Below are 23,306 nucleotides of genomic sequence, written 5' to 3' on the forward strand. Positions count from 1 at the left end.
GTATTTTGAGCCACAAGGAATGCAAAGACCTCGGGGGCGGACCGAGTGGTTGGAGGGAAAACGCCTGATCAGCGCGGGAGTGTCGACAAAACCCTGAGTCCGCCGTGGAGGGCTCAGTTGGAGGCTCGCCCAAGCAGTACCTGCAGGGCACCGAACATCCGCTCCAGATCCTCCGGCTCCGACAGCCGGTGGTCGCCATTCTTCACCAGTTGCACTTCCACCTCCGGGCTGCGGATCTTCGCCATCAGATCCAGGGCCAAAGTCCACGGTACTGCCTCGTCCCGCTGCCCCTGTAACAGGAGAACGGGTATGTCCAGGTCAATTTCCCGCTCCAGCAGGAAGTGCTGCTGTGCTTCCTCAATCAGCGTCCGGCTGATGGTGTAGGGTTCATCTCCATACTCCGATGGCAGCTGGCAGTAGCCCTGTCGCGCCAGTTGCTCGCGCTGGGCATCACTGAGCCGATCCCGATAGAGGCGGGCGGTAAAGTCTGGTGCCGGCGCAATGCCCAGCAGCCCCACTACCCGCGTCGGCCGTGCCAGGGCGGTCAGTAACGACAGCCAGCCTCCCATGGAAGAGCCCACCAGCACCTGGGGCCCCCGGGTGACCGAGTCCAGTACTGCCAGGGTATCTTCGAACCAGGCACCAATAGTGCCCTCGGCAAACTCGCCGGAAGAGTCCCCGTGGCCGCTGTAATCAAAGCGGGTGAACTGCTGGCCGCGGGCTGCGCACCAGCCCGCCAGCGCCTGGGCCTTGAGGCCCATCATGTCGGAATTGAAGCCGGCACAGAACAGCACCCCGGGGCCGGTTCCCGGCAGGTGCAGGCAGGCCAGGCGGCGCCCTCCGGGACCTGCAAGTTCAAGCTCAGTTTCTTTAGTCATAACATGCCTTTTCACGTATGCTTGCGCGCAGGTGTGACATGGTGCACCACAAAAGCACACAGTGCTTGAGGCCACCACCACACTTGGTTAGTCTTTCGCTTCTGCCCCAACTCGAATTCAAGGATTTCCCCCGAATGCGATGGCCCTCCGGCTCGGGCGTCCTCCTGGCGCTCGCGTGCTGTCATTTCGCCCAGGCGGACGATAAAAATACCAGCCGCCCTGCTGAATATTCGGCAGAGGCCGGTTTTGGTGCAGAGTATGACAGCAACGTGGCTGTCGACGAACTCGATGCCAGCAGTAACGAAAGTGACTACGCCGCGACTCTCGACCTCGAACTGGCTGTGAAGAAAGCACTGTCGGATAAAACCGACGTGGGCCTGTCCTACGACTTCAACCAGAATATCTACCACGACTTCACGGAAGTGAACCGCCAGACCCACATTCTCGGCGGCAACCTGACCCGGGAGATACCGGGTGCGGATCTCGGCCTGACCGGGTTTTATATCAAGTCGCTGCTGGACGGTAACAGCTTCCTGGACCTCAGCCGGGTTTCACCCTCTGTTTCGGGCTTCCTGGGCAAAAAGTGGTTCGGCCGGGGAGCCTATGTCTGGTCCGAAAAGAACCTGGCCCAGAGCGATGAGCGAGACGCCACCACCCAGGCAGCCGAGGGCGACCTGTACTTCTTTCGCCGGGGGCTGCGCAGCTACTTCAACCTGGGCTACCGTTTCCGCGACGAGGACGCCGAGGGCGACCCCTACGATTACCGATCGCACGCCATCAAGCTGCGCTACATCCATCGCTTTGATCTGGCAAAAAGGTCGGTGAAACTGGAACTGGCATGGCGCTACGAGCACCGGGACTATCTTGCGGACACACCGAGTATCGAAGAGGAGCGCTCAGACCGGCGTCACCGCGTGCAACTGGACCTGGAGGTGCCCTTGATGACCAAGGCTGCCGTACTGTTCTACGCCGGCTACGGCAACTTCGAATCCAACTACGCCCCCGCCGATTACACCCAGAATATCGTCGGCAGCCGGTTTATCTACCGCTGGTGATGACCGGCAGCGGCCTCAGCAGGCCGTAACCGTAGATGTCATCGCGGCCGGGAGGGCCGAGGTCCTCGGCGCTGCGATACAGGCTATCCAGCACGTTCACCCCGGGCTGCAACTGGCGCAAGCGTGCTGCCGCCGTGGTGGCAAACGGCACCGCGAAGGAGGTGCCGGAAGAGGTGGCGTAGCCGCCACCGGCACGGGCATGCAGCATCCCCACGCCCGGTGCGGCGATATCCAGATAATCACCCCGGTTGGCGAGGCGGAACGCCCGCCCGGCGGTATCGACCGCCGTCACCGCCACCACCGAAGGATAGGCCGCGGGATACATCGGTTTGGCCACCGGGCCACCGTTACCGGCCGCGGCCAGAATCAGCACCCCGCGCTCGGAGGCTCGATTCAACGCGGTTTCGAGCAGGCGGTTAGGGGGCCCCGCCAGGCTGATGTTGACCACATCCACCCCCGCCGTCACCAGCCAGTCCAGCGCCCGCACCAGGCTTACGGTGGATGCCACCTCTCCGCGCTCTTTGTCTTCCTCGAAGACACCGGCTGCAAACAGTTCGGCATGGGGCGCCAGGCCCTGGTAGTCGCTGCCACTGGCGGCAATGATGGAGGCGATCGCCGTGCCGTGGAACGCCGGCAGATCGGCCCCCGAGCGCACGAAAGACTGGGCCTCGATCCGGGAATGGGTCAGGGCCGGGTGGCTGGTATCGACCTGGCTGTCGATCATGCCAATACGCAGGTCGAGTTCATCCACATCGGCAGGGAACGGCACTGCGTTGCGGGGGGGAATACCCTCCACAGTGTGTTCGATGGGAGAGCCGGCGGTATAAAAGTGGTTGAGGTCCACGTCGGCACGGCCCGAGCCCACCACGTCGACCACGCCCTGGCGGACCTCGGAAATCTCGAAGGTTGACGGCGCGGCCACTTCCGCCAGCCGCAGGCCCATGCCCGGCAGGTCGGTCACGTTGTCGAACAGGTAGCCCTTGTCGGCCAGCTCCTCGAAGGCTTCGGGCTCGGCCATCACCAGCCACTGGGCGGTCTGGATCCGGTCTTCGTTCACCTCGAACTTGTTCTCGATCTCGTCCAGGATTTCGTCGATTTCGCTCTCGAGGCGATCCTCGATGGTTGTGGCCACTTCCTCTTCCACACTACCTTCGACGCTGGACTCAACCCGCTGCTCCACCTGGGACTCGACAGCTACCTCGACGCTGTCTTCGACGCCCGCTTCCACGGCGTCCTCGACACTGTCTTCCACCGCGACTTCCACGCTGTCCTCGACATCGGACTCGACCGAATCCTCCACCGAGTTCTCGACAACCTGCTCGACGCTGTCCTCTACCGAGCCCTCAACAGAGTCCTCGACGGTGGTTTCCACCACCTGCTCCACGGATTCCTCCACCGCGCCTTCAACGCTGGATTCGACGGCATCCTCGACCCCGGATTCCACCACCTGCTCGACACTGTCTTCGACGGCGCTCTCAACACCCGATTCAACGGAATCCTCGACACCGGCCTCGATGGACTCCTCCACGCTGGCCTGGACGTCATCCTCGATATTGGCTTCGATCTCCTGCTCGATATTGTCTTCGATGGTCTCCTCGACGGTGTCCTCCACCGTGTCTTCCACGGTGTCTTCGGTCTCGTCCTCGACCTGGTCGGCCACTTCTTCCTCGATCTCCTCCTCGACGGCCTCCTCCACCTCATCCCCGCCGAGGAAGCAGCAGCCCGTGTTGGCGTTCACGGGTACAGACGTGGACAGAATCAAGGCTGAGAAGGCCAATGCCAGGCTACTGGCCCGGCACAGGCGCAGGACCAACTGCACCAGGGCATCGGTGTGCTGCTCGAGGGGGGCAATCTTGGCGTCAGGCATAGCGGCACCTGCTGGGGAATAGATAGGATGGGCCTATACGAAAAACGAATCAGCACAAGATATATTCCAGTATATGGAATAAAATCCCCCGCCAACACGTCAAGGCCATAACAGGGATATTATGCCATCACTCAACAGCTCTCAGCGAGAGGCTTTACTCGCGGAGCTGAGTGGACTGAAGAGATTCTGCTTTTCTCTCACCGGGAGTCAAGCCGATGCGGACGATCTCTTGCAGGCCACCGTGGAAAAGGTTCTCGAGAAAGGGATGCCCGAGGACGCCCACCCCGCAAAGTGGGCGTATCGCGTGTGCAAGAACGCCTGGATCGACGAGTTGCGCTCACGCGATGTACGGCAGCGGTATCCCGAGCAGGCGGAGGAGCCCGAAAGCTCCCCCTCTGCCGAGCAGGTTGCCAGCCAGGAACGGCAGGTAAGCGAAGTGGGTGAAGCCCTGGAGCAATTGCCCACAGACCAGCGCCTGGCGCTGACCCTGGTCGCGGTAGACGGCAAGAGCTACGCCGAAGCCGCGGAGATCCTCGAGGTGCCGGTAGGCACCATCATGAGCAGGATCGCCAGGGCCCGCAAGCAGCTGGCAAGCAGTATGGATTTGGCCGACAACGATTGACCCGGAACGCATATGACCACTCAGGATCTGGAACTACTCTCGCAATACCTCGACGGTGAACTCTCCGCCGGGGATGTGAGTGCGCTGGAACGCCGGCTGGCCCAGGAGCCTCGCCTGGCGGCCGAACTGCAGCGTCTGCGGCGCGTGGACGAGGAGCTTCAGGCCCTGGCAAATCAACCGGGCAGCGATACGGTACCTCCGCAGATTGCCGCGTTGCTGGCACCCGTGGCCCAGACTGGCCGAGTCATCCCCTTCCCCTCCCGCCGCGGCCGCGCCGCCGTGGGATTTGCCCTGGCCGCTTCGCTGGTGGCATCGGTTGGCCTGGTACTGGCACCCCAGTGGCAGGTTGCCGAGCACGGTGGCGAGCACGCAGACCTGGTAGCCCAGGCTCTGGAAAGCACCCCCTCCAGCGCGGATCAGTGGTCTTCACTGGCCGACGGCAGCAACCTGCGCCCGGTACTGAGCTTTGCCGGCACTGACGGACGCTGGTGCCGTGAATACCAGCTGCAGCAGGCCGACCAGCAGTGGCGCGGTGTAGCCTGCCGCACTGACGGTGGCTGGCAGACGGAAATCCAGGTCGCCGAACCGGCGGAACTGGACAGCGGCAATCAATACCTGCCCGCCGGCGCCCATGACGTCGACGCCATTTCCGACTTTATCAATCGCAACGCTACCGACATCCCCCTCAGCGCCGCCGAGGAAGCCGAGCTGATCGACAGCGCCTGGCGCTGATTGAGCCTCCTGGGGCTGGCCATTGGGTCAGCCCCCTCTTCCACGCCTCCTCTCGTTGACAATCGTTCGCAGACGGGCCAGCAGGTTCTCCCCAAACCTTGTTTCAACGAAAGCGATAAATTCCGAACGTACGTGCTTCGTAGCCCGGGCGCGAATTTCCAGTTCATCAGCCTGATCGAAGTTGCAAGATGGAGATGCCCGCCAGCGGAGCGTGCGCGGTGCGCGGGGCCCTTCCGGGACCTTCAGCGGCAAGGATGCCGCTGAGGAGCCCCCATGGACGGGTTCACGGCGTGTCCCGGAAGGGCTCCGGGTACCGAGCGCGCGGGTCGACCGCGCCATCAGGATGGAAACCGCCCACCTGAAGACTCTGAAGGTTCAGATTTAAACCAATCAGTACACAAACCAGGAAGATTAGAAATGAGATAGGGAGAAGAGAGTGGCAGAGCCTGCCGCCCCATGTAGACGGCAGGCTCTGGAGTCCAGGCCCGGAGGGCTAGCGGTCCCCGGTCCTGTGTCCCGTTGCCAGTTTCGCCCTTACAGCTCACTGACGGGTGCCGCAACTGCAGAAGCAGTCACGGCGGGCGTTCTGGAAGTGAGGCAGGATGTGCCGGCTCCACCCCTCCGTTCTGATCGGAAGGCTGTACCCAAATCAGCTCGGCACTCCTGCACTCAAAGCGGTTTCACCCCACTTTCATTCACTTGACGGACCTGAACGCGAACTTATTCCCCCGGCGAGGAAATATTTTTCAGGACATAAGGGGTGAAGCCGTCGTGGAGCAGTGCACCCAGGTAGCCGGGCCTAAAGCAGCGCCTTGCGGATATTGTCGGCCATGGCCAGTAATGCCTCCCGGCGGGGCAGGGCCAGCAGGCCATCGAACATGGCGCGGTTCTGTTCACCGCACACCCGCACAGGGCCGTCGGCGAGGTGATCGAGGGCGTCCCGGGCCACGTCGCGTGGGTGCATCATGCCGCTCAGCGTGCTGCGGTCGATGCCCTGCTTTTCGTGGGCCTCAGTGTCGGTACTGCCGGGACAGAGCGCCAGCACGTCGATACCGGCAGGTGACAGCTCACCCCACAGGCCTTCGGCCAGGCTGTTGGTGAATGCCTTGGAAGCGGCGTAGGCAGCGGAGTAAGGGACTCCAATCAGGCCCTCCACCGAACTGGTAATCACGATGCCGCCGTGCCCCCGCTGCCGCAGGGAGGGAATCAGGCGGTGGGTGAGCTGCAGCGGGGCCTGGCAGTTGAGCTGCACCATCTCGGCCATGACCACCGGGTCGTTTGCCTCGTGGGCACCCTTGAGGCCGAAGCCCGCGTTGCTCACCAGCAACCCGGGATTCCTGCCCGCCACGCGCTGGGCCAGGTTATCGATGGCCTGGGGCAGGGAGAGATCCGCCACCAGCACATCAACGGCAACGCCATGGTCGGCGCGCAGCCGCTCGGCGAGGGTTTCGAGGCGCGATTGCCGCCGCGCGACCAGCAGCAGGTCGAGCCCTCTCGCTGCCAGCTCCTCGGCGAAGCCGACCCCGATCCCGGAAGACGCCCCGGTGACGATCGCCAGGGGGCCATAGCGTTCACTGAATTCCATCGGGAACCACCTCGCCGTTGTGTCGGTCTTCGAACAGTTCGATGATCAGCGGATCGCCCTCGCGCTCCATGTAAGCCACCGCCAGCCCCTCGGCGAACCGGGTATGCCAGATCGGCCGGTATCCCAGGGCTTGTGCCGCAGCCACCTTCGGCTCCAGTGCATCCACTTTGAAACGGACGTGGTGCATGCCCTCGCGACCGGCATCGAGGAATTCCTTGTGCGGGGAGCCCCCGGACACCCACTGGATGAACTCGATTTCCAGCTCTCCGCTGCGGCCAAAGGCAATAATCAGCCGGCAGGGCTCGGCTTCACCCCGATAGTTGTATTCGTAGGCGTCAAACTCGTGATAGCTGAACGGGCCGAAAATGGGCTGGTAGCGTTCGATCGCGGCTTTCACGTCGTGAAACACAAAGCCCACCTGGTCCATGGGTCCGAGATCCAGGCTGGCTTGCAGGTCATCGGTCATTGTTATTCTCCTCGCGGTGGAGCAACAGCCCACCAGTGTTTGTCACTCAACAGTTAACGCGACTCAGTCGAGACCGGCCACCAGTTCCGCAGCCGATTCCATGGCGCCCTCGATATAACCCACGCCATTACAGTCGCCAATACTGTGGACGGTAACGCCCTGGGTCTGTAACTGCTCGGCCAGGCTCAGGTCACCCGTGGCGCCCTGGGCCACAATCACCTCGTCGGCGTCCAGGCTGCGTTGCTGACCGCGATAGTTCACGTAACGCACCCGGTGGTCGCCCACCTCGATATCCCGGGCGCGGTTGATCAGGACAACGCCCTCCTCCCGCAGCTCGTGCAACAGGCGCATACGGCGTACCAGGTAGAGTCCGGCGCCCGGGCGCCCGGCACTGTCGATCACGGTGACGTTGCGACCCCGGTGTGCCAGGTACTCGGCCAATTCCAGACCGACCAGTTCGGCGCCGATGACCACAATATTTTTACCCAGGGGCAACCAGGCCCGGGACACCTGACGCAGCAGCCAGGGGTGCTTGTTGGCACCGGTGACAGCACCGGCGCGGGTCATGAGGCGGGTAAAGCCCGAGGTCTTGCGCCCGAGCGCCGCGTTCGCCTCCCCCAGCACCAGGGCGCGCATCTCGTCGCCGCTGAACACAAAATCCTGGTCCTTGCCCGGGATATCCGGCAGGTCGCGACGGGCGCCGGTGGCAACCACCACTTCATCCACACCCAGTTGTTTCAGCAACGAGGGCGTGGCCTGGGTATTCAGGCGCACCTCCACCGCGGATTGCTCGGTCTGGCGGCGCAACCAGCGCAGCAGGCGTTCGTTGGGTTCATAGGCAATGCTGGCGAACTGCAGGGTGCCGCCGAGGCGGTCTGAAGCCTCCAGCAGGGTCACCCGGTGTCCTCTTTCCGCCAGTCGCCGGGCGGCCTCCATACCGGCCGGACCGCCACCCACCACGGCGAAATGGCGCGCCCGGCTGGTGGCAATCAGGGAGCGGGTCAGTTCGTGGGCAGTTTCCGGATTCACCGCGCACTTGAGCGGTTTGAGAACATAGATCTGGCTGACACAGCAATAGCAGTACACGCAGGGCCTGATATCATCCAGACGGCCTGCAATCACCTTGTTCGGCAAGTCCGGGTCCGCCAGCAGCTTACGTCCCATGCCCAGCATGTCGAAGTGACCGCTGCCAATATGTTTATCGGCCGCCTCCAGTTCAATTCGCCCGGAGGTAATGACCGGAATGGAGAGTGCCTGCTTGATACTGGTGGCTCCCGCCACCAGCCGCTCCGGCACGTGGGGTATGTTGGATTCCGAGTGATTCACCCCCATCGAGGTGTCGTGGTAGGCGCTGACGGTGATCGCATCCACACCGGCGCGCTCCAGCATGACCGCAGTCTCCCGGGCGTCCGCCAGGCTGATGCCCTCCCGGGTGCCGAACTCGCCGGAATCGATCTTGACCCACACGGGATAGTCCGCGCCCACTGCCGCGCGAACCGCCGCCACGATCTCCAGCAGGAACCGGGCGCGATTCTCCAGGCTGCCGCCGTACTCGTCGTCGCGCTGGTTGGCCAGGGGAGAGAGAAACTCCGAAATGATATAGCCGTGACCACCGTGAATTTCGACACCATCGATGCCGGCGGTTTTGGCGCGGACTGCAGCGGCGGCGAAATCCGCCACCAGCTGGTCGATGTCGTCCCTGGTCATCACGTGCAGCTGGGGCTCGGGGGCTTTCGGATCGAACATTGCGGCCAGCTCGGATTCCAGGAAACCGTCCGCCATATCGCCCGTTTTTACCTCAGGGTACGACGGCACCCACATCGGGCGCCCCTCGGCGCGGTCCTGGGCCGCCACCAGGCCGCCGTGGTGCAACTGGGCCGCCAGCTTGGCACCGTGGCCATGGACGGCATCCGCCAGTTTACGCCAGGCCGGTATATGCTCGTCCCGGGAGATCGCTGCCTGCCAGGGCTGGTTGCCACCACTGGGCCAGCTCACCCCCACCGACCCGAGCACGATCAGTCCCGCCCCCCCCTTTGCCTGGCGCTCGTGCAAGGCGTGCAGGCGCTCGCTCGGGCTGCCGTCTTCGGCACCGAGGTTGGTACCCATGGCAGTGACCACCATGCGGTTCTTCAGCTGCAGTTTGCCGATCCGGCAGGGAGAGGAGAGGTGGGTCAGGGCTTTACTCATGCAACAGGTTTCCGGGTCGCAGGGGAATTATTAGCGGCTCATGGTAGCCAACTCCGGCCCTCACCGTACCCCCCTGGAGGGGCTGGCGTCGCGATAGCAAAGCCCAGTTCAACTATGTAATCAGCCCTGCCGCCGGTTGACCGGATTGACCACCATGGCCTGCTTTGCCATGCTCGACGGTTTGCTACCAGCCCGAACCTCGATATGTCACGAAAGACCATCACACTCCCGGACCAGTTCCTGTTTCACACCGATTACGAGGTCCTCTACACGGACGTCAACGCCGCCAGCCATCTGGGCGCGGACCGGGTTCTCCCGATCGCCATGGAAGCCCAGTTGCGCTTTATCAAGGAGCTGGGCTACAGCGACGCGGTCGCTTTCGAGGACGCGGGCCTGATCATGGCCCACTCGGAGGTCCAGTACCTGTCGGAGGCGCGCTACGGCGACCGCTTGCACATTGAACTTGGCATCCGCGATTTCGACCGCAAGAGTTTCCAGTTTGTCTACCGTATCAGCAACACCAGCCGGGAGCAGGAGATGGCGCGCGTCGCCACCACCCTGTTGTTCTTCGACTACGAAAAGAGCTGCGTCATCCCGGTTCCGGATACCTTCCGCGAACGCTGCAACGCCCGGCTGTAATTCCGTTCCACCCCGATCACCCGCCCTGGAGCCAACCCCATGCGTTACCTTCCCCCTCTGCTGACCCTGCCACTCGTGGCAGCCAGCCTGTTGACCACCGTTTCCGCCAGCGCAAGCGACGCTGACCTCAACGCCGCCCTCGAGGCCAGCGAGGACAGCGTCATCGCCTGGCGTCGCCACTTTCACGAGCACCCGGAGCTGTCCAACCGTGAATTCCAGACGGCGAAAAAGATCGCAGATACCCTGCGTGAACTGGGCCTGGACTCGGTGGAGACCGGTATCGCTCACACCGGTGTAGTGGGCACTCTGGTCGGCGGCAAGCCAGGGCCGGTGATCGCACTGCGCGCCGATATGGATGCCCTTCCGGTGCAGGAGCAAACCGGGCTGGCGTTCGCGTCACAGGCCAGGGGCGAGTACAACGGTGCCGAGGTATCGGTGATGCACGCCTGCGGCCACGACGCCCACATCGCCATGCTGCTGGGGGCAGCGAAGGTGTTGGCAGAACAGCGCGAACAACTGGCAGGCACCGTCAAGTTCCTGTTCCAACCGGCGGAGGAAGGACCGCCCGGCGATGAGCAGGGCGGTGCTGCGATGATGATTGCGGAAGGCGTGCTGGAGGGAGACGACGCGCCGGAGGCCATTCTCGGCCTGCATGTCTGGCCCAACGATGCTGGCGAGATCACTTACCGAGCCGGTGGCTTCATGGCAGCGGCGGACACCCTGGCCATCACCATTACCGGGCGCCAGACCCACGGTTCCTCCCCCTGGCTGGGCGTCGACCCCATCTACACCGCGGCCCAGGTAACCACCGCCCTGCAGGGCGTTCCCGGCCGCCACCTGGATGTCACCCGCGGCCCCGTCGTGGTGACCATCGGCAGCATTCACGGCGGCGTGCGCGGCAACATCATTCCCGACACCGTGGAAATGGCGGGTACCCTGCGGACCTTCGACATGGACGTACGCGACGACCTGCATCGCAAACTGCGCCAGACCGTAGAAGCGGTGGCCAGCGCCAATGGTGCCACCGCGGAGATCACCATCACCGAGGCAGCCCCGGTGACCGTGAACGACCCTGTCCTGCTGCGGCGGATGATGCCCACCCTGGAGCGGGCAGCCGGCGCAGACCGCGTGAAGGAGGGGCCGGCGATTACCGGTGCCGAGGACTTCGGCTATTTCGAGCACCACATTCCCGGCCTGTTCCTGCACCTGGGCGTGGGCGACCCGAGCGTGCCGCGAAACGAGCGTCCCTCCAACCACTCGCCCTACTTCGACATTCAGGAAGACGCGCTGCTGGTGGGGGTACGCACCCTGGTGGGCTTCGCCATGGATTATGCGGCTTCCGCGGAGGATTGATCCGGCCGTTCAGATAGGCAGCGGAATAAACACTGTTGACGCGGTATGCACGGCGCTGGTGATCAGGCGGTCATCGGCGTCGGCCGCGACCCGGGCCAGCAGGTCCTGCAGGGCGATCAGCTTGCCAAACAGGCGCTCGAAGCTGAGGTTGTCCACGACCCCGCCATTCTCGTGACTGATGAGGTAGAGGCTGCCGTCCGGGCGCCGCGTATTCTTGAGCTTCCACACCAGGACCTCGACATTGCGTGCGCTGGTGGCGAGGGCCTCGGCGTTGAGGCTGTCAGGCAGGAAAAACTCCGGGCGATAGCCATAGGACTGGCGCAACATTCCCCCCAGGCCAGCCACCAGGGCGAAGACCCGGTCGCCCCTGTAATCGGGGGCAAAGGCGAGATTCATGGCGTCGATGCCCTGGCGCCCCTGCAACTCGGGAAAATCAAGCTCCCGCTCATTCACCTTCAACAGGGCTACCCGACCCTCGATGGTCATGCCGGGGATCTTGTGCAGTTCCGCTGGATTGCGCCGGTACAGCTTGACCGTGAGTTCCCGCACCAGGCGGCGGCTTTCGATGATGACCTCGTCGGCCACCAGGTCGATGTCGGTCTTGGCGAGGTTTTTGACTTCGTAACCGCCACATCCCGCGACCGCCATCAGCATGGCCAGCAGCAGGCACCTGGCGACAGCCGGCAGCACCTCAGTAGACCGGTATGTCCCGGTGATAGGTATCGCTGTCGAGTGACTGGCCGCCGAACATCAGGTCAGCGCTGGCCCGGTTACAGGCCACCGGTACGTTCCAGACGCTGCACAGGCGCAGCAAGGCCTTGACGTCGGGGTCGTGGGGAGCGGGGTACAGCGGGTCCCAGAAGAACACCAGGGCATCCAGGCCACCTTCAGAGATGAGCGCGCCAATCTGCTGGTCGCCCCCAAGGGGGCCGCTGTTGTAGCGGTGCACCGCCTGGCCCAGCGCATCCGCCAACAGGCCGCCCGTCGTGCCGGTGGCCACCAGGCGATGGCCGGCCAGCCAGTCGCGCCGGGACAGGGCCCAGTCGATCAGGTCCTGTTTTTTGTGGTCGTGCGCTACTAGGCCAATAGTCCTGCTGGTCACCCTCATCCCCCATTGTCGGCTGACGCGATAGGCACCCCAATACTAAGCCATTGGAGCAACAAATACAGGCACAGCTCAGACCGTGGCGCCAATTTTCCAGGGATTGAATTCGCTGTCGCCATAGCCGAGTTGCTCACTGGCGGTGCGCTCACCGGAGGCTACGGCCAGCACCCGCCGGAAGATTTCTTCTCCCTTGCGCTGGACGTCGCTGTCGCCAGTGACAATATCACCGCAATTGATGTCCATGTCTTCGCCCATGTGGTCGTAGAGTCGCTGGTTGCTCGCGAGCTTGAGGCAGGGCACCGGCTTGAAACCGAAAGCCGAGCCGCGCCCGGTGGTAAAACAGATGACGTTGGCGCCGGAGGCCACCTGTCCGGTCACCGAGACCGGATCGTAGCCGGGGCTGTCCATGAAGGCCAGGCCCGGCCTGGTGACCCGCTCGCCATAGCGATAGACACCCGTCAGGGGTGTGCTGCCACTCTTGGCCTGGGCGCCCAGTGATTTTTCCAGGATCGTGGTCAGGCCACCGGCCTTGTTGCCAGGCGAGGGATTACTGTCGAGTTCCACGCCGTTGATCCGGGTGTACTCCTCCCACCACCGAATCCGCTCGAGTAGCGCTTCCGCTACCGGGACGCTCTCGGCGCGCTGGGTGAGCAAATGCTCGGCACCGTAGATTTCCGGGGTCTCCGAGTAGATCACTGTGCCCCCGTGACGGATCAACCAGTCTCCGGCTTCACCCAGGGCCGGGTTGGCCGTCAGGCCGGAAAGCGCATCCGAGCCGCCGCACTGTACCGCCAGGGTCAATTCGCTGGCCGGAATGGGCTCGCGCCGAAAGCCATCGGCCGCCGGCAACATGTCCGCCAGCACCGACACCCCGCGCTCGATAGCGGCCCGGGTGCCGCCGCTGTCCTGAATGGTGAAGGCACGGAACCGGGACGAATCCGCCAGCCCGCTCTCCTCCATCACCCGCCGGATCTGGAGGGTTTCACAGCCCAGCCCCACCAGCATCACGCCGGCGAAATTGGGGTGACGGGCGTAACCTTCCAGGGTGCGACGCAGGGTCTGGTAGCCCTCGTCGTCACCCTGCATGCCGCAGCCCGAACTGTGCGTCAGGGCCACGATGCCGTCGACCCCCGGGTACTCCCCGCCCGCCAGTAACTGCTCGCCCCGGGCGGCAATGCCGCGTGCCACGGTAGCGGAGCAATTCACCGTGGTCAGGACGCCGAGGTAGTTGCGGGTACCCGCCAGCCCCGACGCCCGGCGATAGCCCATGAAGGTCGCTCGCTCTGCCTCGGGAACCCAGGCCGGGGCCACCGCGTGGCGGCAGAAGCCGTAATCCTTCTCCAGTTCACCCATCCGGCAGTTGTGGACGTGGACGTGCTCCCCGGCGGCGATGTCACCAGCGGCGAATCCGATCACCTGGCCATACTTGAAGATGGGTTGACCGCAGCCGATGGGCTGTATGGCGACCTTGTGCATGGCCGGGATAGCAGCGCGGGTTTCCACGCTGACACCGCCCACACTGACCAAGCTGCCAGCGGGGATTTCGTTGACCGCGATGGCGACATTGTCAGCGACATTGATGCGTATGACGTTCATAAACAGGGCCCCCGGAAGCGGGTTTACAGCAGGGACGCAGCGGGGTTAGGGGGCATTGCTGCGCTTGCCATGGCGGCAACGATACCGTACTATGCCACCGGTAGCAATAATTCTGGCAACACGCCTCCGCAAGCAGGTTACTCTCTATGTCACATACTCTAACAATGCATCCCGACCGCCTCTTTCCCGCCGATGCGGGCACCCGCGCCGTGGCCCGGGCGCTTTACCAGAACGTGAAGGACCTCCCCATTATCAGCCCCCACGGCCACACCGACCCGGCCTGGTTCGCCACCAATGAGCCCTTTGCCAACGCCGCCGAGCTGTTCATCACGCCAGACCATTATGTGTTCCGCATGCTCTACAGCCAGGGCGTCAGCATGGAGTCCCTGGGCGTACCCACCGTCGACGGCGCCGAGGTCGAAACCGACGGCCGCAAGATCTGGCAGCGCTTTGCCGATCACTACCACCTGCTGCGTGGCACCCCATCGCGGATGTGGCTCGACAGCGTATTCTCCGAAGTATTCGGCTTCCAGCAGCGCCTCGACAGCGGCACCGCCGACGCCTATTACGACCGCATTAACGAAAAACTGGCCACCGACGCATTTCGCCCCCGGGCGCTGTTCGACCGTTTCAACATCGAACTACTGGCCACCACCGAGGGCCCCCTGGACGACCTGGCTCATCACCGAACCATCCGGGATAGCGGCTGGGGAGGACGGGTCATTACCACCTACCGCCCCGATGCGGTGACCGACCCGGACTACGAGGGCTTCACCGACAATCTCGCCCAGTTCGCCGAGCTCACCGGCGAGGACACCAGTACCTGGACGGGTTACCTCAACGCCCACCGCGCACGCCGCGCCTTCTTCAAGTCGATGGGCGCCACCGCCACCGACCACGGCCACCCCAGTGCCACAACCGCAAACCTCAGCCGCAGCGAAGCAGAAGCCCTCTACGACACTGTACGCAGCGGCCGCCACAGCGCCGGGGAAGCGGAACTGTTCCGCGGCCAGATGCTCACCGAGATGGCAGGTATGAGCCTTGAAGACGACCTGGTGATGCAGATTCACCCGGGCAGCTTCCGCAACCACAATGAGTTCGTGTTCCAGCGCTTCGGCCGCGACAAGGGCGCCGACATCCCCTCCCCCACGGGTTATGTACGGGCATTGAAGCCCCTGCTGGACAAGTACGGCAGGGAACCGGCACTGGAGATCATCCTGTTCACCCTGGACGAAACCAGCTACAGCCGGGAACTGGCACCCCTGGCCGGCCACTACCCCTGCCTGCGCCTGGGCCCGCCCTGGTGGTTCCACGACAGCCCGGAAGGCATGCGCCGTTTCCGCCAGCAGGCAACGGAAACCGCGGGCTTCTACAATACCGCAGGCTTCAACGACGACACCCGGGCCTTCCTGTCCATCCCGGCCCGCCACGATGTGGCCCGGCGCATGGACTGCGCCTTCCTGGCGGAACTGGTGGCAGATCATCGGCTGCAGGAAGAGGAAGCTGCGGAGTTGGCGGTAGATCTGGCGTATAACCTGGCCAAACAATCGTATCGGCTTTAGAAACAATTTTTAAAATTTACCGTGAAGGCGTTTCAGACCCCCTTGGCGAGCACTCCGTAGGACGGGCGCGATCTGGGGAGCGTTTTCCGGGACACGCCGTGAATACATCCATGTAGGCTCCTCAGCGGCATCCATGCCGCTGAAGGTCCCGGAAAACGCTCCCCAGCTCACACCCTGCGACAGAGCGTGGTTCGGATTTACAGATACGAAGTCACCATCCTGAATACCCTCGAAGGGAGCGCGCGCAGCGCCCGGTACCCTTCCGGGACTCTATGAGGCATGGATGCCGAGTCAGCGACCGTCCAGGCCGCTGAAGGTCCCGGAAGACACCCCCAGTTCACACCCTGCTCTGGAGCGTTGTTCTGGTTTAGGGATGCGAAGTCACCATCCTGAATACCCTCAATGGGAGCGTGTGCGGCGCCCGGAGTCCTTCTGGGACTCTATGAGGCATGGAGGTCGGGGGCGGCCATCCGCAGTAGAAGCGTACATGGACGTATTTACAGCGTGTCCCGGAAGGACTCCGGGTGCTGCGCGCGCGGGTTTAGAACTCCCAAGATCCCGAGCGACCAGGTAGAAAGTGGAATTCAGCTTTTGGCAAGACAGGCTTCAAGCACAGACTCCACCCCATCACATTCCATCCGGCTGATAACGTCACTAAGAGCATCAACCAACCCTGAAACCGGCGGCAATTTCTCACCCCAGATCACATCGCTGTCGAGAATCGCAGCAATCGCCAGCGAAGGCTCCGCACCGCTCTGCCACAACCGCCGCAACTCCGCCACGGCAGCCTCATCGTCACGCACAGGCAGAGTCCGCCCCTGCCACTGGCCGCGATAGAAACACAGCAGCGCCGCCAGAGAGAGCACCAGCAAGGGAGGCAGGCTGTCGCGACCGGCGGCTGCGTCCAGCAGCGTCGGCAGCAAGCGCGCCCGCCACTTGGACAGGGCATTAAGGGCGATATTCTCCCAGCGATGCTCCACATGGGGATTGTCAAAGCGCTCAAGGATGGCGGCAGCGTAGACCTCGATGTCCTCTCCCGCCAGGGTGGGACAGACCTCATCGTAGATCAGGCGCTCGAGGTAGCGTCGCAGCAGGGGGTTCGACATGCTGTCGAACACCGTGGGCACTCCCAGCATCAGGCTGAGCGCAAACCCGGCGGTATGGGCGCCGTTGAGAATTCGCACCTTGCGCTCGCGCCAGGGCTTGAGATCGTCGACAAACTGCACCCCGTCCAGCCCCGCCCTCTCCACCGGCAGCCGGGCCCACACCGCTGGCGGTGCCTGGATCACCCAACTGTAGAAGGCTTCGGCCTCGATCAGGGGAGCATCCGACGGCAGGGTCCGCGCGGGTGGGGCGCTGGCGGGCTCGCCGGTGACGATACGGTCGACCAGGGTGTTGCAGAAAGCACAGGACGCCTGCAGCCAGTCGCTAAAATCCGCAGGCAGGTTCCAGTCACCGGCATGACGCAGGACGATGTCCCGCAGGGTCGAGGCGTTGTCCTCGATCAGCTCGCAGCACAGCACGGTCACACCGCGTTCGCCGGCGCCCCGGTAGTGGACGAACCGGTGGTGCAACATGGCCGTGAGCAGCGCAGGAAAGGTTGTCGGTACGGCATCCTGTGGCGCCTGTTGGGCCGTGTAGCGGATGCCTGCTTCAGTGGTGTTGGAGACCACCCAGCGCCACTCGTCACTGGCGGCCTGTTCCAGTGCCACGGCGTAATCAGCGAAGGGGTTGACGGCGCCCTGGACGCAGTTCACGGGCTGCACCTCGTCGATCAGTTCGCCGTTGCGGTAACCGCGCAACCAGATCTCGAACCGGCCGCTGTATTGATTGAGCGGCGCCAACGACGCGCTGCTCCCCGGACGTGCCTTCAGCGCCAGCACCCGGCCATCGAACTCAGCGCGCTCATTGAGTTGCTGAATGATCCAGTCGACGAAGCCCAGTAAAAATACGCCGGTGCCAAACTGCAGAACCGTGGCCGGAGCCGGTGCAGAACCCGTCACTCAGTCTTCTCCCGCAGGTCTGCCGATGGTGGCCAGGATGCCACCGTCCACGTAGACGATCTGGCCGTTGACGAAGTCGCTGGCACGGGAGGCGAGAAACACCGCGGTGCCTTGCAGGTCATCGGGATCGCCCCAGCGGTTGGCCGGCGTCCGGTGCAGGATGAATTCGTTGAACGGGTTGCCGGGGACGCGAATGGGAGCGGTCTGGCTGGTGGCGAAATAGCCCGGGCCGATACCGTTGACCTGAATGTTGTGCTTGGCCCACTCGGTGGCCATGTTGCGGGTCAGCATCTTCAGCCCGCCCTTGGCAGCGGCATAGGCGCCCACGCTATTGCGGCCGAGTTCGCTCATCATCGAGCAGATGTTGATGACCTTGCCGCCACCGTTATCGATCATGCGGCGCACAACCGGCCGACTCATCACGAACACCCCGGTGAGGTCGGTACGAATCACCTGCTCCCACTCGGCGAGATCCATGTCCAGCATCGGTACGCGCTTGATGATACCGGCATTGTTGACGAGGATATCGATCGCGCCGACTTCCGCGGCGATCTTTGCCACGGCGGTTTCCGCCTCGTTCTCATCCGTTACGTCGAACCGATAGCCGTGGCTGTCGATACCGGCGGCACGCAGCTCTGTGACTGCACTGTCGATTTTCTCCTGGGAGGAGTGACCGTTGATGACGACTGTAGCGCCGGCCTCGCCGAGCCCACGCGCCATGGCAAGTCCGAGACCGTGGGTAGCGCCGGTAACCAGCGCCCGCTTGCCACTGAGGTTGAACAGAGTGCTCACGGTGCCTCCTAGCGCAGCTCGTGCGGCTGGCAGTGGTCCATGTCACCGTAGTCGAGGTTCTCCCCGGCCATGCCCCAGATAAATACGTAGCTGCTGGTACCAACGCCGGTATGCATGGACCAGGGCGGCGAAACCACGGCCTCCTCGTTGCCCATCCAGATGTGGCGAGTCTCTTCCTTTGGCCCCATGAAGTGGCAGACAGCCTGGTCCTCCGGCAGCTCGAAATAGAAATAGGCTTCCATCCTGCGGTCGTGAATATGCGCGGGCATGGTGTTCCAGACACTGCCCGGATGGAATTCAGTGAGCCCCATCTGCAACTGGCAGGTCTCCACCACGGTGTTGACCAGCAATTTGTTGATCGTGCGCTCGTTACAGGTTTCACCGGAACCGAGGGTCATGGCGTCGGCATCGGCCATACCGACTTTCTTGTCGGGGTAGCTGTGATGCGCCGGCGCCGAATTGATATAGAACCTGGCCGGCTTACCTGCATCGACACTGGCGAATTCCACCTGCTTGTCACCGGCACCGAGGTACATGGCCTCGCGATAACCCACCTCATACACTTTGCCGTCGACGGTAATCGTGCCGGGCCCACCGATGTTGATCGCCCCCAACTCGCGGCGGTGCAGAAAGTACTCGGCCTTGAGCGGGTCGATGGTTTCCAGCGGCAACGCCTTGGTGACCGGCAATATGCCGCCGACAATCAGCCGCTCGTAGTGGGTGTAGGTCAGCGAGATCTTGTCCTGCTGGAACAGGTTACTGACGTGATAATGCTTGCGCAGGGTTTCGGTGTCGTAGCCCTTGTAATCATCCGGATGGGTTGCAAAGCGGACGCTGTATTCGGTACTCATAAACTGTCTCCTTTCTCTGTTCGCCCGCTAACCCAGCAGGCGAGCGATTTCAATGCTGGCGAAAACGAACGGACCGAGACCCTTCGGGTCGTCGGGGATAACCTTCTCGCTCATGTAATAACGGTAGCTGCCGTCGCGACCAAAGCCGAGGCCGGCCACCTGGCAGATTTGGGTCAGGCTGGCGCTGCCATCCGGGTGCGGCTCAACGAATTCCCGCACCAGTCCCTCGTAGGACTTGATCGCAGCGTCACGGTAGGAAGTTGGCAGGATGCCCCTGTTTACTCCCTTGGCGAGCATGTAGGTAAACATGCTGCTACCGGAGGCCTCGAGATAGTTCCCGGTCGCATCGGGCATATCCAGTATCTGGTACCAGGTGCCGCTCTCGTCCTGTACTTCAAGCAAAGCGTCCGCCAACTGCCGTGTCATGTCGATCAGCAGCTGGCGTCGCGCGGTATCCTCCGGGGGTATATAGTCCAGGGTATCCACCAGCGCCATGGCCAGCCAGCCGAGGCCACGACCCCAGAAATACGCCGAGCGGCCCGTCTCCTTGTCGGCCCAAACCTGCTGCTTTTTTTCATCCCAGGCATGCCAGTACAGGCCGGTCTCCGGGTCGCGCAACTGGTCACGACTGATCTCGAACTCCCTGACCACCTCGTCGATGCTGTGCCCCTCTTCAAACAACTGGCTGTAGTGCGCCAGGAAAGGCATGCCCATATAGACTCCGTCGAGCCACAACTGGTACGGGTAACGCTGCTTGTGCCAGAACGCTCCGGCGCTCACCCGGGGGTGCTCTTCCAGTTGTTCCCGCAAACGGGTGGCCGCCGCGCGATAGCGCGGCTCCCCGGTTCGCTCATACAAACGCAGCAGCATTTTGCCGCTGTTGATACTGTCGATGTTGTAACTGGATTTGTCGTAACTGTGGATGCTGCCATCCTCCGCCACGAAGGAAGCGATCACCCCCTCCGCCATGGTGCTGTAGGCACGCTGGTCCAGGGCCAGGCCGAGGGCGTCATAGGCCTGCATCAGCAGGCCGGTGGTGTACTCCCAGTTTGCGGGGCGCGCACGCAGGTCATCCCAGCCACCGTGGGCCAGCTGCCGGCCGTGGCGGGCGATTTCGGAATCCACCAGCACCTGGGCCCAGCCCAGGGCCGCGTTCGCAGTGATCGGGAACTGCTTCTCCCCAGCGCCATAAGCGCTCGACACCTGTACTCGTGGAGTGATAGTCAGGCGTTCCGCCTCCCGATCCAGGTAATCGACAAAGGCCTTCTCGCTGGTAATACCACCCGGCTCACCGTCCCATGCAGCCAGAAAATAGTACTCCAGACGGGTGCCGCGGGGTTCCAGAACGGCAACGTGGTTTGCCTCGTCCTCCGCCAGTTCCCTGAGATCATTGCGATGAAACAGCACCGCCATGCCCAGCTCACCGCCGTCCAGGCTCTGCTTGCCCCAGGTACCCAGGTAGGAGAACGCCTCTCCGGTGATATCCAGGTCGCCCTTCACGGTGACGGTGCCCGGGTGCTTCACCACTCCGGTGACCAGGTTGTCCAATGGCTCGGAGCTTTCCAGAGCCACCTTCACCAACCGGCTTCCTGCCTGCATGGTCAGGGTACTGCGCAGTTGCACCGTCTTGCCGGCCACTTTCCAGTCCTTGTAGTGGATGGTAAAGGACGATTGCAGGTTACCGTTCTCCTTGATGCTCGCGGTCCAGCCGGATACATCGGACACCCGCTGCACCGCGTCATCCTGCCAGTAGCCGTAGCCCCCCATACCGAGGGAGGCACCGACCTTGAGCACGTCCAGCCCCCACTCCGAAGGCTCGTGGTAGGAATCAAAGCCATCCAGCCCCACACGCTGCAGCACCGGTTCCGGCACCTTCTTGCCGAAGATATCGAAACCGTTGCGCTCATCGAGATAGACCCGGTAGCCGACCTTGTCGGATTCGATACCGGGCCCTTCATAGCGGATGTACCAGGAGTGGTCGGTATGCTCGGGGGGCGGCGTCAGCTCCTGTACATTCACGAAGTCGCCGCCGATATATTCACGCCCCTGCCAGTGCCCGCCTTCCTTGCGGGATATTTCTGCCTGGGTGCGCTTGGCGTAGCGTTGTTTCGCTGCCAGCTGGGCATCGCTGACCACCCGGATCTGACGCCGCTCCGCGCCTTTCAGGTCCAGCAACACCAGCAGGCTATCAACCTTTTTGTCACCATCGGTATCCAGCGTCTGGCTCGGCAATACCTGCTCACCCGCCAGCGCCACCAGCGAGCTGGCCGCCGTGCTCTCCTTCACGCCAAGGGAGGCAAAGCTGAGGGACAGGGGCTCATCATTGCGCTGGAAATTCGAGGGGTTGGCTACCTCAACAGTCGCCAGCGGCACCGTTGCAGCAGTGGACATGAGGGGTAGCAGCGCCAGCATCAACCCCGCGGAAGTGTGTCGTTTTATTTTCACCTGGTGCGCTCCAGTTATTGCACGGCTGTTCGGGTGGTGGCGTGTCGCCTTTGTATCGTCTCTTTATCGCTCTTGTGCCACCGGTAGCATAGAGTACAGGCGAAGGAACGAAAATTCAAGGGAGACGGGGGATTGAGAGGGCCCAAAGCCGGAATCGAGAAGGTTTTCCAGGATATAAAAAAACCCACAGCCGCTGTCGACTGTGGGTCAAAAAGGGAAGCGGTCCGTTTGCCGGGGGTCCCGCCCAACACTTACCCCCAGACCACGCCCCTGTTAGCAGTGCGGCTTCCCGCGAAAGCCGCAGATTCAACCGGACCTGCGCAGCAGCGACAACCTACACACTGCCACCGGTAGCAAGAATATACCCCCGCAATGCCACCGCTGGCAATCATTTCTTCAAACAGGGGCCATTTTTCGACATAAAGGCCATTGATGGGCCCCGGCCCCACAACTTTCGGAACCGTAGTTACAGTGAGACATAAAGAAGCAGGGGCACTAACCCCCGGAGAAAAACGCCCGGACAGGGCTAACCGCGAACCGGCCCGCTGCTCTGGCGCAAGATCAATTCCGGCGCGAATTCATGGGTGAGTTCCGACGCTTCATCAGGCCGCCCGGCGATACTGGCCAACAGCTTCTTTACGGCGAGAGCGGCCATACGCTCATTGTGGCGACGGAAGGTAGTGAGGGGCGGTACGATCTTCGATGCCAGCGGACTGTCGTCGTAACCCGCCACCGAAAGCTGTTGCGGCACCTTGATGCCCAACTGCCAGGCGGCGTGAATCACCCCTGCCGCCATCTCATCATTACTGGCAAAAATGGCGGTGGGCGGTTCGGGACGGTCCAACAGGCGCATGCCGGCATCGATACCCGACTCGTAGGTGAAGTCACCCTCCACGATGTTGTCCGGGGGCAAGTCCAGGCCCAAATCCTCCAGCCCCTGTCGGAAACCCTCAAACCGCACCTCCGATGCCAGGCGATACTTGGGCCCCGTGATCATGGCGATATCACGGTGCCCGAGTTCGGCGAAATGCCGGGCGAGGTCGACCATGACGGCACGATCATCAGAAATCACGATACGCTCGGGCCGGTCCACAGGCAGCGCCGCCAGACGCACATAGTGAAAGCCCTCGGCGTCGAGGGCCGCGGCCAGTTTTTCGTTGGCGGACAGCGGCGGCAGGATCACCACCCCGTCGAGCTTGGAGCGGGTGATGAATTTTTTCACCCCGGACACCAGGTTGCGAGCCAGGTGGTCGCAGGGGTGCACCACCAGCTCGTAGCCCTCCGCCACGCAGACGCTGAGAATGCCCCGCTGCACAGCGTGGATAAACAGCGCATTGGGATCGTCGTACAGCAAACCGAGCATGTAGGAGCGGCTGGACGCCAGGCCGCGTGCCTGGGGGCTGGGCACGTATTTGAGTTGTTTTATGACCTTCTGGATCTGCTCCCGGGTCTTCTGGTTCACCTTGGGCGAATCGTTGAGCACCCGGGAAACGGTGCGCTTGGAAACACCCGCGATACGCGCCACGTCATTGATCGTGGGACTGGTGGATTCTTTACTCAACGCACTC

The 23,306-nt window shown here is 62.9% G+C and carries 19 protein-coding genes; 6 read left to right on the top strand and 13 right to left on the bottom strand.

The features are described 5' to 3' along the window. Positions 1-113: 113 nt before the first annotated feature. Positions 114-878: an alpha/beta hydrolase gene (locus FV139_RS00760; RefSeq protein ID WP_148066338.1), complete on the bottom strand. Its 765-nt coding sequence runs from the start codon at positions 876-878 to the stop codon at positions 114-116. A 134-nt stretch (positions 879-1,012) separates the two neighbouring features. Between FV139_RS00760 and FV139_RS00765 the strand changes: the two genes are divergently transcribed. Next, complete coding sequence (locus FV139_RS00765) at positions 1,013-1,933, top strand: surface lipoprotein assembly modifier (RefSeq protein WP_148066339.1); 921 nt, start codon at positions 1,013-1,015, stop codon at positions 1,931-1,933. Here the strand turns inward: FV139_RS00765 and FV139_RS00770 are convergent. Continuing rightward, positions 1,917-3,800 (bottom strand): S8 family serine peptidase, encoded by a 1,884-nt coding sequence (locus FV139_RS00770; RefSeq protein WP_148066340.1) that lies wholly within the window; start codon positions 3,798-3,800, stop codon positions 1,917-1,919. The genes FV139_RS00765 and FV139_RS00770 overlap by 17 nt on opposite strands. A 121-nt stretch (positions 3,801-3,921) precedes the next feature. On the opposite strand from FV139_RS00770, the gene FV139_RS00775 reads away from it, so the two are divergent. Further along, positions 3,922-4,422: an RNA polymerase sigma factor gene (locus tag FV139_RS00775; RefSeq protein WP_148066341.1), complete on the top strand. Its 501-nt coding sequence runs from the start codon at positions 3,922-3,924 to the stop codon at positions 4,420-4,422. Between the two features lie 12 nt (positions 4,423-4,434). Continuing rightward, positions 4,435-5,154 (top strand): anti-sigma factor family protein, encoded by a 720-nt coding sequence (locus FV139_RS00780; protein WP_148066342.1) that lies wholly within the window; start codon positions 4,435-4,437, stop codon positions 5,152-5,154. A gap of 799 nt (positions 5,155-5,953) precedes the next feature. Here the strand turns inward: FV139_RS00780 and FV139_RS00785 are convergent. The 3 genes from FV139_RS00785 to FV139_RS00795 form a co-directional block, all read right to left on the bottom strand. Beyond that, positions 5,954-6,739, bottom strand: a complete 786-nt coding sequence (locus FV139_RS00785; RefSeq protein ID WP_148066343.1) for an SDR family NAD(P)-dependent oxidoreductase — start codon at positions 6,737-6,739, stop codon at positions 5,954-5,956. Continuing rightward, positions 6,726-7,205: a VOC family protein gene (locus FV139_RS00790; protein ID WP_148066344.1), complete on the bottom strand. Its 480-nt coding sequence runs from the start codon at positions 7,203-7,205 to the stop codon at positions 6,726-6,728. The genes FV139_RS00785 and FV139_RS00790 overlap by 14 nt, the downstream gene beginning before the upstream one ends. Before the next feature lie 63 nt (positions 7,206-7,268). Next, on the bottom strand, positions 7,269-9,392 hold the full coding sequence (locus tag FV139_RS00795) for an FAD-dependent oxidoreductase (RefSeq protein ID WP_148066345.1): 2,124 nt from the start codon (positions 9,390-9,392) through the stop codon (positions 7,269-7,271). 204 nt (positions 9,393-9,596) lie between these two features. Between FV139_RS00795 and FV139_RS00800 the strand changes: the two genes are divergently transcribed. Both FV139_RS00800 and FV139_RS00805 read left to right on the top strand, forming a co-directional pair. Beyond that, positions 9,597-10,031, top strand: coding sequence for an acyl-CoA thioesterase (locus tag FV139_RS00800; protein ID WP_148066346.1), 435 nt, complete (start codon positions 9,597-9,599; stop codon positions 10,029-10,031). Positions 10,032-10,070: 39 nt separating this feature from the next. Further along, positions 10,071-11,384, top strand: coding sequence for an amidohydrolase (locus tag FV139_RS00805; RefSeq protein ID WP_148066347.1), 1,314 nt, complete (start codon positions 10,071-10,073; stop codon positions 11,382-11,384). 9 nt (positions 11,385-11,393) lie between these two features. Here FV139_RS00805 and FV139_RS00810 read toward each other — a convergent pair whose 3' ends face one another. The 3 genes from FV139_RS00810 to FV139_RS00820 form a co-directional block, all read right to left on the bottom strand. Next, positions 11,394-12,074 (bottom strand): hypothetical protein, encoded by a 681-nt coding sequence (locus FV139_RS00810; protein ID WP_235898462.1) that lies wholly within the window; start codon positions 12,072-12,074, stop codon positions 11,394-11,396. Position 12,075: 1 nt separating this feature from the next. After that, the gene (locus FV139_RS00815) at positions 12,076-12,492 is read right to left on the bottom strand and encodes a methylglyoxal synthase (protein WP_148066348.1); all 417 of its coding nucleotides are present in this window, start codon (positions 12,490-12,492) and stop codon (positions 12,076-12,078) included. 69 nt (positions 12,493-12,561) lie between these two features. After that, positions 12,562-14,085: a UxaA family hydrolase gene (locus FV139_RS00820; RefSeq protein WP_148066349.1), complete on the bottom strand. Its 1,524-nt coding sequence runs from the start codon at positions 14,083-14,085 to the stop codon at positions 12,562-12,564. Between the two features lie 146 nt (positions 14,086-14,231). Here FV139_RS00820 and uxaC point away from each other — a divergent pair, with 146 nt between their 5' ends. Beyond that, positions 14,232-15,647: a glucuronate isomerase gene (gene uxaC, locus FV139_RS00825; protein ID WP_148066350.1), complete on the top strand. Its 1,416-nt coding sequence runs from the start codon at positions 14,232-14,234 to the stop codon at positions 15,645-15,647. Positions 15,648-16,231: 584 nt separating this feature from the next. Here the strand turns inward: uxaC and FV139_RS00830 are convergent. The 5 genes from FV139_RS00830 to FV139_RS00850 all read right to left on the bottom strand — a co-directional run bounded on the left by FV139_RS00830 (position 16,232) and on the right by FV139_RS00850 (position 23,299). After that, positions 16,232-17,650 carry a tagaturonate reductase gene (locus FV139_RS00830; RefSeq protein WP_148066351.1) on the bottom strand — a complete coding sequence of 473 codons (1,419 nt, stop codon included), beginning with the start codon at positions 17,648-17,650 and terminating at the stop codon, positions 16,232-16,234. Beyond that, on the bottom strand, positions 17,651-18,442 hold the full coding sequence (locus tag FV139_RS00835; RefSeq protein WP_148066352.1) for a gluconate 5-dehydrogenase: 792 nt from the start codon (positions 18,440-18,442) through the stop codon (positions 17,651-17,653). An 8-nt stretch (positions 18,443-18,450) separates the two neighbouring features. Continuing rightward, complete coding sequence (gene kduI / locus FV139_RS00840; RefSeq protein WP_148066353.1) at positions 18,451-19,293, bottom strand: 5-dehydro-4-deoxy-D-glucuronate isomerase; 843 nt, start codon at positions 19,291-19,293, stop codon at positions 18,451-18,453. Between the two features lie 27 nt (positions 19,294-19,320). Then, positions 19,321-21,738: a glycoside hydrolase family 88 protein gene (locus tag FV139_RS00845; protein ID WP_213003989.1), complete on the bottom strand. Its 2,418-nt coding sequence runs from the start codon at positions 21,736-21,738 to the stop codon at positions 19,321-19,323. 526 nt (positions 21,739-22,264) lie between these two features. Continuing rightward, positions 22,265-23,299, bottom strand: a complete 1,035-nt coding sequence (locus tag FV139_RS00850; RefSeq protein ID WP_148066354.1) for a LacI family DNA-binding transcriptional regulator — start codon at positions 23,297-23,299, stop codon at positions 22,265-22,267. Positions 23,300-23,306 lie beyond the last annotated feature (7 nt).

The organism is Parahaliea maris (assembly GCF_008064665.1).
GTDB lineage: Bacteria > Pseudomonadota > Gammaproteobacteria > Pseudomonadales > Halieaceae > Parahaliea > Parahaliea maris.